This window comes from Enterobacter sp. CPE_E863 (genome assembly GCF_046521465.1).
Taxonomy (GTDB): Bacteria; Pseudomonadota; Gammaproteobacteria; order Enterobacterales; family Enterobacteriaceae; genus Enterobacter; species Enterobacter adelaidei.
The window spans coordinates 1,175,361-1,189,132 of record NZ_JBKFZX010000001.1 but is presented as its reverse complement, the minus strand read 5'-3'; the positions used below and the strand labels follow the sequence as shown (position 1 = coordinate 1,189,132).

Here is a 13,772-nt window from a genome sequence, read left to right as displayed (position 1 = left end):
CAGTGTAGCTAGCCGTTATTGACGATCACAATCCCGCCGTGATCGTAACGATAGTGACAGTGGGCATACTCCAGTGGTGTGCCATCTTCCAGATAAATAACCTGCTCCACTTCCAGTACGGGATCGGTCTGCTCGCAGACAAGATGTTGTCTGTCCAGCGTATTGGGTTTTAACGCCCGTACAATCCGGTACGACCCCATAATTTTCAGCCCCAGCGTCTCCTGGACGTACTGAAATACCGAACCCTCGAGATGGCTTTTCGTCAGGCCGGGGACCAGGTTCATTGGCATCACCGTTGAATCCAGCGACATAGGTTCACCGTTGAGCAAACGTAAACGAATAAAGTCATAGACAGGCGCATCGGCGTTAATCATCAGCGATACCTGCTCTTTCTCGTTCGGGAAACGCAGCTCAAAGTGCACCACCTGGCTGGTCACCGTTCCCAAATGTTCCCACGTTTTAGTCGCCCCAAAGTAATCACTGCCGGAGAGATCCCACTGTGAAAGCTGGAGGAAATTTTTGCGGATGAATGTCCCCTGCCCCTGGCGGGTATAAACCAGTCCTTCCACAATCAGCTGCCGCATTGCCTGCTGGATGGTCATCCGGCTGGAGTTGAACTCCGCCGCCAGCGCAAACTGATCCGGCAGCGGTTCATTGGCGGCATACTGCTGACTGATAATGCGTTTCTTAATTTCCCGCGCTATGGTGATGTACTTCGCCGCCATCGTCCTTCCTTTCTGCTAGTTTTCTATCCCGCTGTTTTTCAACGCCACTCTCTCGGCAATTTTGAGGAAAGGCAGGTAGAAGAATACACCAAAAACAATGATTGCCAACTGCACCACCACCGCTCGCCAGTCTCCTGCTGTCGCCAGCCAGGCACTCAGGATGGGTGGCGTTGTCCAGGGAATCATCACTACACAACGCGACATTAATCCCAGCGTGGTACAGAGCCAGGCAAAGTAGATGCCAATGGCAGGCAAAAGTACAAAGGGGATCATCAACGGCAGGTTAAACACTATCGGCAAGCCAAAAATGACCGGCTCGTTGATGTTAAACAGGCCTGGCGCCAGCGACAGGCGCGCCACCTGTTTCGCCGATTTTTGGCGCGAGAAGATAAAAATAGCTATCAACAGGGAAATAGTGCTGCCCGTGCCACCCACCATGCCAAACGTCGGCACGAAGATGTTGTTGATGATGTGCGGGATCGGCTGGCCGTTGGCGAAGGCCAGCATGTTCTCATTGGTGTTGATCAGCAGGAACGGCTCCAGCACCACGCTATTGACCACCGACTGATGAATACCGAGCGTAAACAGGAAATTACCAAAACTGTAGATAAAGATCGTGCCCGGCAGACTGGTGTTGATGAGTCGAAGTGGCTGCTGAATAAAGGTAGTGATCAGATGGATCAAATCCGTATGCAGCACGCTTGCCAGCAGAGCCGCCAGTACCGCAAACAGAGAGAGCGTGAAAATAGTTGGGATCAGCGCAGTAAACGATTTACTCACCGCAGGTGGCACATTCTCTCCGAGCGAAATATGCAGTGCTTTCAGGCGCGAAATAGCAATAAACAACTCCGTTGAAAGCAAACCAATCAACACCCCGGCGAAAATCCCGGTGGAGCCGATATTGGCAAACGTCAGCACCTGGGTGACGTTCACCGTGGTATCGCTGCCGACGGGCGTGAGCTGTAAGCGCATCGGCATCATGATGATAAAACTGCTGACGGCGATAACCACTGCCGAGACCGGATTGTCGAAATCTTTGTTGCGCGCCAGCGACCAGGCAATCATTGGAGCCAATAGCAGCGCAGCGATATTCAGCGTGCCGTTGATTATCGCCTCCCCCCACAGCTTACATTGTGCCAGCGTGTCGCCTTCAAAGATCCACGGAAAGACCACGTTATTCACCAGCACCGCCAGACCCGCGAGGATGAAAATCGGCATTACCGTGGCGAAAGCATCGCGCAGGGAACGCAGGTGCACCTGGTTTGCCAGACGCGCCGAGAACTCTACAAATTTATCGACAAAGGACTGCATATGCGGTGTTATTTTTGTTTCAGACATAGCGGATATTTCCCATCAATCAGTCACAAAAACGGCCCGGCAGCGTACAACTTACATCTCGCGTCCGTTGGTATGAATAACCTGTTTTAACCACGCGTAACTTTTCTTGGGCACACGTTTCAGGTCTTTCAGGTCATGGTTTTCACGGTTGACGTAAACCACACCGTAGCGTTTACGCATGTCCCCCTGAGAGCTGAGAATGTCGATGAGGCCCCAGCCGAGATAGCCGATCACTTCCGCCCCGTCCTCGAACATCGCCTCCTTCATGGCCTCGATATGCGCCCGGTGATAGTCGATACGGTAGGTGTCATCAATCGGGTTCACGCCGTCCCAGGACTCAATCACCCCAATGCCGTTCTCGATCGGGAACACCGGCAGGCGCCAGTCGTTGGCGTAGCGGGTGATGATGGTGCGGAAGCCCAGCGGATCGATCTGCCAGTTCCACTCGGTGGCCTTCAGGTACGGGTTGTTTTTCTCGCCGTGCAGCAGGTAATAGTTCACCGGTGTGCCTTCGGGGATTGCATCACTGTCCAGGGTTTTACTGGCGTAGTAGCTGAACGCCATGAAGTCGTTTTTAGTGCGCGCCAGAAGCTGGAGATCGTCGGCACGGTAGATGTCACTAAAGCCTTCCTGCTCCACCACTGCCAACACCGCCGGGCTGTAGCCCTGACCGGCAAACACTCGCAGCAGGTTTTGGTTGAGGAATTCATCGTATTGTTGTGCACAGAATATATCGCGCGGTTTGCAGGTGGCCGGATAGATCAGCTGATGCGCCAGCATGCCGCCCATCAATTTCCCCGGTTTGGTCTGGTGCAGATACTCAGTCAACGCCATGTGCGCCACCATTGTATGGTGCTGTAGCTCGTACAGCTCGCGCAGGGTTTTCTCCCCTTTCATGTAGCCGGATATCCGGAAGGCTTCCGGCATATGGAAGATGTTCTGCTCGTTGAAGGTCAGCCAGTACTTCACGCGATCGCCGAAGCAGTCGATCATCTTTTTGCCATAGCGAATAAAGGCATCCATCACATGGCGATCGTTAAAACCGTTGTACTCCTGCGCCAGCGCCAGCGGCATATCGAAGTGGTAGAGACAAATCATCGGCTCAATACCACGGGCAATCAGATCGTCAATAAAGCGGTCATAAAAGGCGATACCTTCGTCATTAAAGTCACCATCACCCTGCGGGCAGACGCGGCTCCAGGCGATCTGAAAGCGATAGCAATTCATGCCCAGGTCCTGCATCAGGTCGAAATCTTCCCGATAACGGTGGTAAGAGTCCGTTGCGACTTTCCAGTCGGAGACGTTTTCTCCGGCCTCACGAATGTCATATACCGACATCCCCTTCCCGCCCTCGTTCCATGCGCCTTCCGTCTGCATGCTCGACACCGAGTTACCCCATAAAAAGTTGGCTGGCAGTAATTGATTCATCGTCCCCTCCCTTATGACTAGTCATTTAAAATTTCATGACTAGTCATATAGGCGAAGATGAAAAATCAATCAAAGAGGAGGATCGTTTTTTGTGAGCAATGCAGGAAAAAAAACCGGTGAGCAAACTGTCACCGGGATAAGAAAGGTTACTGTTGCATTAACTGATTGCGGCGATATTCTCCCTGCCGCTCCAGCATCCAGCCAGGATACTCGCGTGGCAACGCGCTTACGGCATCGAGCTGTTTTAGCTCTGGTTCGCTCAGGCTGATCCCGGTCGCGGCAATATTATCGTCCAGTTGCTCAACACGTTTGGCACCAATTATCACGCTGGTCACGGCTTTTTGATGCAGCAGCCACGCCAGCGCGATTTGCGCGACGGAGACGCCCTTGCTTTCGGCGATAGTGCGCATCACGTCCACGCAGTCGAAGGCGCGCTCTTTATTCACCGGCGGGAAGTCGAACTCCAGACGACGGCCACCTGCTTCGCTCTGCCCGTCGCGGCCATATTTTCCGCTCAGCAGGCCGCCAGCCAGCGGGCTCCAGACCATCAGCCCGACCCCTTCGCTCTGCATCATCGGTACCAGCTCACGTTCAAGATCGCGTCCGGCAATGGTGTAATACGCCTGCAGTGACGCGAAACGCGCCAGCCCAAGACGTTCAGACATACCGAGCGCTTTGGTAATTTGCCACGCCGCCCAGTTCGAGACGCCGATATAACGTACATGGCCTTGCTGCACCAGATTATCCAGCGCATAGAGCGTCTCTTCGATGGGTGTTGCAGGGTCGAAACCGTGTAGCTGATAGAGATCGATATGTTCGAGCTGGAGGCGGCGCAGGCTCTCTTTTACGCTGCTGATGATGTGATAGCGGGAACTGCCGCGTGAGTTCACCCCTGCCGTGCCCGTTTCACCGAACACTTTGGTGGCAACCACCACGTTCTCGCGCGGTACTTTCAGGTTTTTCAGCGCCTGACCGGTGATCTCCTCTGACCGCCCTTCAGAGTAAACGTCCGCGGTGTCGATAAAGTTGATCCCGGCATCCAGCGCGCGGCCTACAAGCTGCTCGGCGTCGCGTTGCTGCAGTTGACCAATTTTGCCCCACATCCCCCCTTCTCCACCGAAGGTCATGGTGCCGAGGCACAGTTCGGAAACAAACAGACCGGTATTGCCCAGTTTTTGATAACGCATACGACACACCTCTCAATGTTCATCCAATGGCGACCAGAGAGTTATACCTCTCTGGTTCTCATTGCGAATGTGTCGTTTCTGTCTATTTCTTGCCCATTTCTCTAAAGCAGTAAAAAGCCTGCCAGTGCCGCCCAAATCAGCATTGGGATCGACCAGACATGGAAGCGCCACCAGATACGGCGATCGTTAGCCATACGCAAGGCAATCAAATTGGCCAGCGAACCGGGCAGGAGCCCAAATCCGCCGATGTTAACTGCCCAGGCCAGGAGCGTGTCAGGTGGCACATAGTTGAGCAGCAGGATGGTAGCAGGCACATTACTGATAAACTGAGACAGGCCAATCGCCGTCAGCCACAATCCAGGCTGGGAAAGCGTGCTGACACTGTGAAGAACATTTTGCAGTACCGGAAGCTGGATAAGGAGATGCACATCAATAAACATCGCCATGAAGACCAGCAGCAACGTCCAGTCCACGCTCACCAGAACGCGCCGCGCCAGGACGACAAACCCCGCGGCCACGAGCAGGACGCCAACCAGCTCATATTTCAGCTCCAGCGCGAACAGAAAGACGATATACAGTCCCAGGCAGCTCCAGACCAGACGAGGCTGCCACTGCGGGCCCGTGGTTCCGCTGTGGTATTGCAGTTTTTTATCAGGAAAAGCAAACCAGCAAACCGCCAGTAGCGACAGCATCATCGCCAGCGCCAGTGGGGTCATCTGCCAGGTAAAGGCGGCGAACGACAGACCGGAACGTCCCCAGAGAAGGATATTTTGTGGGTTACCAATGGGGGTCAAAAGAGAACCGGCATTCACGGCCAGCGCTTCAAAGATGATCAACCTGCTTACCGGGATCTCACAAAGCTTTCGCAGCGTGAGCGTGAGGGGCACGATGATAAACAGTGCTACGTCGTTGGTCAAAAAGGTCGACAGCACCGCGGCGGAGAAGACCATAAACAGTGACAACTTACGCTCGGTAGCAAAGCGGCGCACCATTTTGCGTCCCAGTACGTCAAAATAGCCGCTCAGCTCAACACCTTTGGTGAGCATCATTAAACCGCTCAGGGTAATGATGGTTCGCCAGTCAATCGCCGCAGGCCAGGCATGTGGCGCAAAAGGGACAAAGAGACTTAACCCTGCGCCAACAATTAATAAGAGATGAAAGAAACGGTCGCGTGCCAGGGCCTGTAATCCAGGAATGTTCATTCAGCGGAGGAACCATATTTAAGAGTAAATTCACGGAACTTAACCAGCGTCTCTTCGCTAACGTGGTGTTCCATTCCTTCCGCATCCCGGCGGGCGATCTCCGGGCTAACGCCCAGCACCAGTAAAAAGTTCTCAACGAGCTGGTGACGCTCGCGGCTCTCCTGCGCAAGCTTCTCCCCCTCCGGCGTCAGAAAAACACCGCGCCAGGGAATCATTTCAATGAGCCCCACAGAAGCCAGTCGCTTTAACATTTTAGCAACGGTAGGTTGCGAAACCCCCAGTCTGGCAGCCATATCAACCTGACGCGCTTCCCCGACCTCACGGATCAGATCGGAAATCAGTTCCACATAATCATCAATCAGTTCACGCCGGTGCGCTTCACGTACCTGGCGGAACCCTTCAACGTGCTCTTCAACATTCACCAGTTGCGTCGTTTTTCTCATCGTTGGCTTACCTGCGCGACGGTTCATTGTACTTCCTCAGTGGGGTGACGCTTCCAGCGCCCGGTATCGAGAGCGCACATTGTAAACCATCACTCTGTAAGCACAAAAAATTAACGAAATAGCCATAGATATACAATATAGCCTGTGCTATATCTGTATGTAATGCAGTCACCCTTCACGGATCGAAGGGATCTAAAATCAGGAGGTCTTATGAACGAATTCAAGAGGTGTATGACCGTGTTTACTCACTCCCCCTTCAAAGTGCGCTTAATGCTGTTGAACATGCTGTGCGATATGTTTAACAACAAGCCGCAACAGGACGACAAACCTTCTCACTAAGCGGCGTTGCGGTACGCCGCTTCATTTTTCCGTCACAATCCCCCTGTACAATGGCGTTTAGCCGCCTTATTCCCGATCTTTTTTACGGATTTGCAATCCCCTTCGCAAAACATCTGCTTAGCAACTGTTGATATTATTTACTACTCGCACTATCTTCTTGCAGCCCTGCACAATTTGCGGCTCGCTGAAGCGGACCCTCATTCCCTCTCCACGCACTGTCAGGCAGGTTATGACCCTTGACGCCAGGGTGAGCACATGGCGTTTTTATCCATGATAGTGACCTATGAATTTAACCCTGATAGATACCGTTGTTACCCGCAGCCGGGCCTTAAGCCCGTGGACGGGGTTTTACTTTTTGCAGTCATTGCTGATTAACTTTGCGCTTGGCTATCCCTTTAGTCTGCTCTATGCGGTCGCTTTCACCTGCATTTTGCATTTGCTGTGGCGAGCCGCACCGCGCGCGCAAAAAACGGTAATCGGGATCTGTTCCCTGGTCGCTGCGCTCTATTTCCCGTTTGGTCAGGCTTACGGCTCACCAAACTTTAATACCCTGCTGGCGCTGCACTCGACCAACATGGAAGAGTCGACGGAGATCCTGACGATCTTCCCGTGGTACAGCTATGTGGTAGGGCTCTTTATCTTCGCGTTGGGCGTTATCGCCATCCGCCGTCAGTCGGGCGAAAAAAAATCCTGGGGTAAGATCGAAATACTCTGTCTGGTGTTCAGCATTGCCGTGGCGTTTGTCGCCCCCATCCAGAATATTCCCTGGGACGGTAAGCTAAGGCTCATCAATATCGGGTATCCGGTTTTCCGCTTCGTGAAAGACGTCGTTGTAAATAATAAAGAGGTTCTCGACGAGCAGGCCCGCATGGCTGAACTCTCCAATATGAAAGACACCTGGAACGTGCTGGCCGTTAAGCCGAAATATCACACCTATGTGGTGGTGATTGGCGAAAGTGCACGTCGGGATGCCATGGGGGCGTTTGGAGGACACTGGGATAACACGCCGTTTGCCAGTTCGGTTAATGGCACACTGTTTACCGATTATGTCGCGGCCAGCGGTTCAACGCAGAAATCGCTCGGCCTGACGCTCAACCGTGTGGTTGATGGCAAGCCACAATATCAGGATAACTTTGTCACCCTGGCAAACCGCGCGGGTTTTCAGACATGGTGGTTCTCCAATCAGGGGCAAATTGGTGAATACGATACGGCCATTGCCAGTATCGCTAAGCGTGCTGATGAAGTGCAGTTCCTGAAAAGCGGCGACTTTGAAGCCGACAAAAATACGAAAGACGAAGCGCTGCTGAAAATGACGTCGCAGGTCTTTGCCACCCCGCGTACTCAGCCTCAGTTGATTGTCCTGCACCTGATGGGATCGCATCCTCAGGCCTGCGATCGCACTGGAGGGAAGTACGCCGAGTTCGTGCAGTCCAAAGAGACCTCTTGTTATCTCTATACCATGACGCAAACCGACGACTTGCTCAGCAAGCTGTATGAGCAGTTACGCAATACGGGTGACAGCTTCTCGCTGGTCTATTTCTCAGATCACGGGCTGGCGTTTAAAGAACGTGGAAAAGAGGTGCAGTATCTGGCGCACGATGACAAGTTCCAGCAGAACTTCCAGGTACCCTTTATGGTGTTGTCGAGTGACGATAAAACGCATCGCGTCATTAAAGCCCGACGTTCGGCTAATGATTTTCTGCAGTTCTTCTCGCAGTGGACGGGGATCTCTGCTGAGCAGATAAAAACGGGGTACCCCTTTGTCTCAGGTAAGAAGGCCCCCCCAGTTTACGTTACCAACTTCAAGTTACAGAAAGTTGACTACAACCATCTGGGTACGGATATCTTCGATATTAAGAGTAAGTAAGCTGAGCGGTAATGCCCTCATCCTGACCCTCTTCCACAAGAATAGGGAACGAAGATAAAAAAAATCCGCCACATTGGGCGGATTTTTTATTAGCTCACCGGAGTGATTAGAAACGGTAACCTACGCCCGCGATCCAGGTGCCAACGTCAACGTTGCGGATACGGCTCTGCTCATAAGAGAAGTCCAGAGCAACGTCCTGGATTGGGTTGAACTGCAGGCCTGCGCCATAGGAGAAGCCGTAGTCGCTGTTGCTTGCAGTGCGGTTCGCACCCTGGTTTTCGGTCTGCTGGAATTTACCGTAGCCAACACCTACAACACCGTAGATGCTTGCCCAGTCGTTCAGACGGTAAGCTGGACCAGCAGTGATGCCGTAGTACTGGCTTTTATTGTACGCGCCGTTGTCAGAACGATCTTTCTCGGTGTAGGTGAAAGAACCGATCACGCCCAGTGGGTTGTTGTCCTGCTCGTAGCGGTACTTCAGGTTGAAACCGTTAGCTTTGTTCATCACGCCCTGATAGTCGCTCTGAGCGTAACCACCGGTAACGGTAGAAGTCGCAGCTACAGCGGTACCTGCGGAAACAGCCAGTACAGCGGCCAGTGCTGAAAGACATGCAATTTTTTTCATAACCACCTCAAATGTGCTTCAAGTAAGTCCGTAAGTTTTAAATATATCAAAAAAATTTGCGAAACTCTTTGTGATTCGTGATGTCTAAAGGTTCCTTTCCTGTAACAGAACGTTTCCAGCTTCAGCTATCTCTTTCAAATCACATGTAATTTTCACTACAAAACGCCCATAGTGCGCGCCTGTGCTGTTACATTCATCCAGATTATTCCTAATCTGACAGGCGATAAATCCAACAACGCTTAACCATTTTACGGATTTCACATGGTTTTTTTTCAACAGCGCCTCAACCGTTGCAGCATATTTCCTTTACACTGCAACCTTTGCTTCATTTGACATAAGCTGACAGGAGAAAGGATGCCTGGGTTATCCCGCACATCGTCGGTCTGGTTGCCGGTCGCAGTCATACTCGTTGCCATGTTGTCCATTCAAAGTGGCGCCTCACTGGCAAAATCACTTTTTCCGCTGGTGGGTGCCCCTGGGGTCACTGCCCTGCGCATCGTGTTGGGAACGGCGATACTGGTGGTTATTTTCAAACCCTGGCGTTTACGCTTCAAAAAAGAGCAGCGTTTACCCTTGCTGTTTTATGGGCTTTCCCTGGGAGCGATGAACTACCTGTTCTATCTCTCCATCCAGACGATCCCGCTGGGGATTGCCGTTGCGCTGGAGTTTACCGGCCCGCTGGCCGTGGCGCTCTTCTCCTCGCGCCGCCCTGTTGATTTTATCTGGGTCGTATTAGCCGTTCTGGGGCTATGGTTCTTGCTGCCGTTGGGTCAGAATGTTTCTGAGATTGATCTGACAGGTGCGGCGCTGGCCTTAGGCGCCGGTGCCTGCTGGGCTATCTATATACTCACCGGTCAGCGCGCTGGGGAAGAGCATGGCCCGGCGACCGTCGCATTGGGTTCATTGATTGCAGCCATCGTGTTTGTGCCCATCGGTATGGCCCAGGCAACGGAATCTATCTGGCAATGGTCAGTCATGCCGATTGGTCTGGCGGTCGCTATTCTCTCGACCGCTCTCCCCTATTCTCTGGAAATGATCGCCCTTACGCGCCTGCCGACGCGTATTTTCGGCACCCTGATGAGTATGGAGCCTGCGCTTGCCGCAATCTCCGGGATGGTGTTTCTTGGCGAAACCCTGACATTGACCCAGACGCTGGCGCTCTGCTCGATTATAGCGGCCTCAATGGGTTCGACGCTGACCATGCGTTCTGAACCTAAAGTTGAAAAGGTCGATATCAACTAAGGCCATATATTCTGCATGGCTTCCGCGCCATGCAGAATAAAGCTCAACTCGCCAGGATTTATAATTTCGTTCACAGTTTGTCATATTATCGAAATATCTTTCCACACTCTTACACCCCAGTCAAAATTAAGAACAACCTGTATTGAATGGAATATTTCTATTTAATTTCAATACATTAAATACTCAACCTTCTTCTTGCTATTAAACTGATAGGTATAGCCAAACCGCAGACAAAAAACCGGTGCTATACTTAGTTCCGTAATTACCTGGGACATAAACATCAAGAGGATATGAGATTATGAGTACCGCTAAACTGGTGAAAACGAAAGCGTCTAATCTGCTTTATACCCGTAACGATGTATCGGATAGCGACAAAAAAGCGACCATTGAGTTGTTGAATCGCCAGGTGATCCAGTTCATCGATCTTTCGCTGATCACCAAACAGGCCCACTGGAATATGCGCGGTGCAAACTTTATTGCCGTTCATGAAATGCTGGATGGCTTCCGCACAGCACTGGTCACCCACCTTGACACGATGGCGGAACGTGCGGTTCAGCTAGGCGGCGTGGCGCTGGGCACCACGCAGGTGATCAACAGTAAAACCCCGCTGAAAAGTTACCCGCTGGATATCCATACCGTTCAGGATCACCTGAAAGAGCTGGCAGACCGCTACGCGATAGTCGCAAACGATGTCCGTAAAGCGATTGGCGAAGCGAAAGACGAAGATACCGCGGACATTTTCACCGCCGCGTCGCGCGATTTGGATCAGTTCCTGTGGTTCATCGAATCTAACATCGAATAATTCATACGAATTTTCTATCCAACCCTCGCCCTATGGTGAGGGTTTTGCACATCTGTGGTGCACGTTTTTGGCCTGAGAACGTGCAAAAGTGAAGAAATTGTAATAATCACCTCACACAACCGTTAACGGAAGATTGTTTTTTCGTCAGAATTTACGCTAAATATCTCCCCGTCAGTTGAGCCAAACGAGACGCACCAAAACGGTGCTTCACTTTGGTGCAATCAGCCATCATTGCCTCATTTATTGTGCAATGCATGACATCATCCCCTTTGCAAAACAATAGCTTGTAAAGTTGGCACGATTTTTTCATTGTGCCACCTGTTCTCGCAGGGGATCGCCCCGTGGATATAAAAGGAAATGCTATGAAGTCTGTATTAAAAGTTTCACTGGCTGCACTTACCCTGGCTTTTGCGGTGTCCTCTCAGGCTGCCGACAAACTGGTTGTGGCGACCGACACGGCGTTCGTTCCGTTTGAATTCAAACAGGGTGATAAATACGTTGGTTTTGATGTGGATCTGTGGGCCGCTGTCGCAAAAGAACTCAAACTGGATTACACCCTGAAGCCAATGGACTTCAGCGGCATCATCCCGGCACTGCAAACCAAAAACGTTGATCTGGCGCTGGCAGGCATCACCATTACCGATGAACGTAAAAAAGCGATCGACTTCTCTGACGGCTACTACAAAAGCGGCCTGCTGGTGATGGTCAAAGCTGACAATAACGACGTAAAAAGCGTGAAAGATCTCGACGGTAAAGTGGTGGCAGTGAAGAGCGGCACCGGTTCTGTTGATTACGCAAAAGCAAATATTAAAACCAAAGACCTGCGTCAGTTCCCGAACATCGACAACGCATACATGGAACTCGGCACCAACCGTGCTGACGCAGTTCTGCATGATACGCCAAACATCCTTTACTTCATCAAAACAGCGGGCAACGGCAAGTTCAAAGCTGTCGGTGAATCACTGGAAGCGCAGCAGTACGGTATCGCGTTCCCTAAAGGCAGCGATGACCTGCGTACAAAAGTTAACGGCGCGCTGAAAACGCTGAAAGAGAACGGCACCTACAACGAAATCTACAAAAAATGGTTCGGTACTGAGCCTAAATAATAATACGTAACAATGACGTTCACTCGGGGGCGACCTTTCGCCCCTGATATTTTTGAAACACGGTAACAGTAACAGGAAAATATCATGCAGTTTGACTGGAGCGCCATCTGGCCTGCCATTCCACTCTTGCTTGAAGGCGCCAAGATGACCCTGTGGATTTCGGTCCTGGGTCTGGTTGGTGGGTTGATTATCGGTCTTGTCGCCGGTTTCGCCCGCACCTACGGTGGCTGGATTGCAAACCACATCGCACTGGTTTTCATCGAAGTGATCCGCGGCACCCCTATTGTCGTGCAGGTCATGTTCATCTACTTCGCCCTGCCCATGGCCTTCACCGATCTGCGTATCGATCCGTTCAGCGCGGCCGTCGTGACCATTATGATCAACTCAGGCGCCTACATTGCGGAAATCACCCGCGGTGCGGTGCTGTCGATTCATAAAGGTTTCAGCGAAGCCGGTCTGGCGCTAGGCCTCTCACGTCGCGAAACGATTCGCCACGTGATTTTGCCGCTGGCGCTGCGTCGCATGCTGCCACCGCTCGGTAACCAGTGGATCATCAGCATTAAAGATACGTCGCTGTTCATCGTTATCGGCGTAGCTGAGCTGACCCGTCAGGGTCAGGAGATCATCGCTGGCAACTTCCGCGCGCTGGAAATCTGGAGTGCGGTGGCCGTTGTCTACCTGATCATTACTCTGGTTCTCAGCTTCGTTCTGCGTCGTCTTGAAAGAAGGATGAAAATCCTGTGATTGAATTTAAAAACGTTTCCAAGCACTTTGGCCCAACCCAGGTGCTGCACAATATTGATTTGAACATTAAGCAGGGTGAAGTGGTGGTCATTATCGGGCCATCCGGTTCCGGTAAATCAACGCTGCTGCGCTGCATCAACAAGCTGGAAGAGATCACCAGCGGCGATCTGATCGTCGATGGTCTGAAGGTGAATGACCCGAAAGTGGACGACCGCCTGATTCGTCAGGAAGCGGGCATGGTGTTTCAGCAGTTCTACCTGTTCCCGCACCTGACGGCGCTGGAGAACGTGATGTTTGGCCCACTTCGCGTGCGCGGTGCCAACAAAGCGGCGGCGGAAGCGCTGGCAAAAGATCTGCTCGCTAAAGTCGGCCTGGCCGAACGTGCGCATCACTATCCTTCCGAGCTTTCCGGCGGTCAACAGCAGCGTGTGGCTATCGCCCGCGCGCTGGCGGTTAAACCGAAAATGATGCTGTTTGATGAGCCAACCTCTGCGCTTGACCCGGAGCTTCGCCACGAAGTGCTGAAAGTCATGCAGGATCTGGCAGAAGAGGGGATGACGATGGTTATCGTGACCCACGAAATCGGCTTTGCTGAGAAAGTGGCGTCCCGCCTGATCTTTATTGATAAAGGCCGTATCGCGGAAGACGGTAACCCGCAGGAATTGATTGCGAACCCGCCAAGCCAGCGTTTGCAGGAGTTCCTGCAGCACGTCTCCTGATCTCT

General features: G+C 52.1%; 14 protein-coding genes. 7 read left to right on the top strand and 7 right to left on the bottom strand.

Features of this window, described 5'->3' with window-relative positions:
* Positions 1–8: 8 nt before the first annotated feature.
* From ACLHV8_RS05755 to mntR, 6 genes are all read right to left on the bottom strand, one after another.
* Positions 9–725 (bottom strand): GntR family transcriptional regulator, encoded by a 717-nt coding sequence (locus tag ACLHV8_RS05755; RefSeq protein WP_208593783.1) that lies wholly within the window; start codon positions 723–725, stop codon positions 9–11.
* Between the two features lie 15 nt (positions 726–740).
* Positions 741–2,063 (bottom strand): PTS sugar transporter subunit IIC, encoded by a 1,323-nt coding sequence (locus ACLHV8_RS05750; protein ID WP_208593784.1) that lies wholly within the window; start codon positions 2,061–2,063, stop codon positions 741–743.
* A gap of 51 nt (positions 2,064–2,114) precedes the next feature.
* Entirely contained in the window at positions 2,115–3,491 is a 1,377-nt protein-coding gene (locus ACLHV8_RS05745; protein ID WP_028019358.1) for a glycoside hydrolase family 1 protein, read from the bottom strand.
* A gap of 146 nt (positions 3,492–3,637) precedes the next feature.
* A complete protein-coding gene (locus ACLHV8_RS05740) occupies positions 3,638–4,678 on the bottom strand; it encodes an aldo/keto reductase (protein ID WP_208593785.1) in 1,041 nt (346 codons plus the stop codon).
* 101 nt (positions 4,679–4,779) lie between these two features.
* Entirely contained in the window at positions 4,780–5,880 is a 1,101-nt protein-coding gene (locus ACLHV8_RS05735) for an anion transporter (protein WP_129323517.1), read from the bottom strand.
* Positions 5,877–6,350, bottom strand: coding sequence for a manganese-binding transcriptional regulator MntR (mntR, locus tag ACLHV8_RS05730; RefSeq protein ID WP_028019361.1), 474 nt, complete (start codon positions 6,348–6,350; stop codon positions 5,877–5,879). Before mntR ends, ACLHV8_RS05735 begins: the two co-directional genes overlap by 4 nt.
* A 183-nt stretch (positions 6,351–6,533) precedes the next feature.
* On the opposite strand from mntR, the gene mntS reads away from it, so the two are divergent.
* Together mntS and ACLHV8_RS05720 are read left to right on the top strand one after the other, a co-directional pair.
* Positions 6,534–6,662 (top strand): manganase accumulation protein MntS, encoded by a 129-nt coding sequence (gene mntS / locus ACLHV8_RS05725; RefSeq protein ID WP_032667017.1) that lies wholly within the window; start codon positions 6,534–6,536, stop codon positions 6,660–6,662.
* A gap of 283 nt (positions 6,663–6,945) precedes the next feature.
* Entirely contained in the window at positions 6,946–8,529 is a 1,584-nt protein-coding gene (locus ACLHV8_RS05720) for a phosphoethanolamine transferase (protein ID WP_028019362.1), read from the top strand.
* Positions 8,530–8,635: 106 nt separating this feature from the next.
* Here the strand turns inward: ACLHV8_RS05720 and ompX are convergent, their stop codons facing one another.
* Positions 8,636–9,154, bottom strand: coding sequence for an outer membrane protein OmpX (ompX, locus tag ACLHV8_RS05715; protein ID WP_028019363.1), 519 nt, complete (start codon positions 9,152–9,154; stop codon positions 8,636–8,638).
* A gap of 354 nt (positions 9,155–9,508) precedes the next feature.
* Here ompX and rhtA point away from each other — a divergent pair, with 354 nt between their 5' ends.
* The 5 genes from rhtA (at position 9,509) to glnQ (ending at position 13,767) form a co-directional block, all read left to right on the top strand.
* Complete coding sequence (rhtA, locus tag ACLHV8_RS05710) at positions 9,509–10,396, top strand: threonine/homoserine exporter RhtA (protein ID WP_208593786.1); 888 nt, start codon at positions 9,509–9,511, stop codon at positions 10,394–10,396.
* A gap of 298 nt (positions 10,397–10,694) precedes the next feature.
* Positions 10,695–11,198: a DNA starvation/stationary phase protection protein Dps gene (dps, locus tag ACLHV8_RS05705; protein ID WP_010428924.1), complete on the top strand. Its 504-nt coding sequence runs from the start codon at positions 10,695–10,697 to the stop codon at positions 11,196–11,198.
* 362 nt (positions 11,199–11,560) lie between these two features.
* Entirely contained in the window at positions 11,561–12,304 is a 744-nt protein-coding gene (glnH, locus tag ACLHV8_RS05700; protein WP_023310880.1) for a glutamine ABC transporter substrate-binding protein GlnH, read from the top strand.
* An 84-nt stretch (positions 12,305–12,388) separates the two neighbouring features.
* Entirely contained in the window at positions 12,389–13,048 is a 660-nt protein-coding gene (glnP, locus tag ACLHV8_RS05695) for a glutamine ABC transporter permease GlnP (RefSeq protein WP_003858462.1), read from the top strand.
* Positions 13,045–13,767: a glutamine ABC transporter ATP-binding protein GlnQ gene (gene glnQ, locus ACLHV8_RS05690; RefSeq protein ID WP_014069454.1), complete on the top strand. Its 723-nt coding sequence runs from the start codon at positions 13,045–13,047 to the stop codon at positions 13,765–13,767. The genes glnP and glnQ overlap by 4 nt, the downstream gene beginning before the upstream one ends.
* Positions 13,768–13,772: the final 5 nt, after the last annotated feature.

Coding starts and splice junctions, on each gene's coding strand:
- dps (WP_010428924.1), top strand. CDS start 10,695: ATGAGTACCGCTAAACTGGTGAAAACGAAAGCGTCTAATCTGCTTTAT.
- ompX (WP_028019363.1), bottom strand. CDS start 9,154: ATGAAAAAAATTGCATGTCTTTCAGCACTGGCCGCTGTACTGGCTGTT.
- mntS (WP_032667017.1), top strand. CDS start 6,534: ATGAACGAATTCAAGAGGTGTATGACCGTGTTTACTCACTCCCCCTTC.
- ACLHV8_RS05755 (WP_208593783.1), bottom strand. CDS start 725: ATGGCGGCGAAGTACATCACCATAGCGCGGGAAATTAAGAAACGCATT.
- rhtA (WP_208593786.1), top strand. CDS start 9,509: ATGCCTGGGTTATCCCGCACATCGTCGGTCTGGTTGCCGGTCGCAGTC.
- ACLHV8_RS05745 (WP_028019358.1), bottom strand. CDS start 3,491: ATGAATCAATTACTGCCAGCCAACTTTTTATGGGGTAACTCGGTGTCG.
- ACLHV8_RS05735 (WP_129323517.1), bottom strand. CDS start 5,880: ATGAACATTCCTGGATTACAGGCCCTGGCACGCGACCGTTTCTTTCAT.
- glnH (WP_023310880.1), top strand. CDS start 11,561: ATGAAGTCTGTATTAAAAGTTTCACTGGCTGCACTTACCCTGGCTTTT.
- ACLHV8_RS05720 (WP_028019362.1), top strand. CDS start 6,946: ATGAATTTAACCCTGATAGATACCGTTGTTACCCGCAGCCGGGCCTTA.
- glnP (WP_003858462.1), top strand. CDS start 12,389: ATGCAGTTTGACTGGAGCGCCATCTGGCCTGCCATTCCACTCTTGCTT.
- mntR (WP_028019361.1), bottom strand. CDS start 6,350: ATGAACCGTCGCGCAGGTAAGCCAACGATGAGAAAAACGACGCAACTG.
- ACLHV8_RS05750 (WP_208593784.1), bottom strand. CDS start 2,063: ATGTCTGAAACAAAAATAACACCGCATATGCAGTCCTTTGTCGATAAA.
- ACLHV8_RS05740 (WP_208593785.1), bottom strand. CDS start 4,678: ATGCGTTATCAAAAACTGGGCAATACCGGTCTGTTTGTTTCCGAACTG.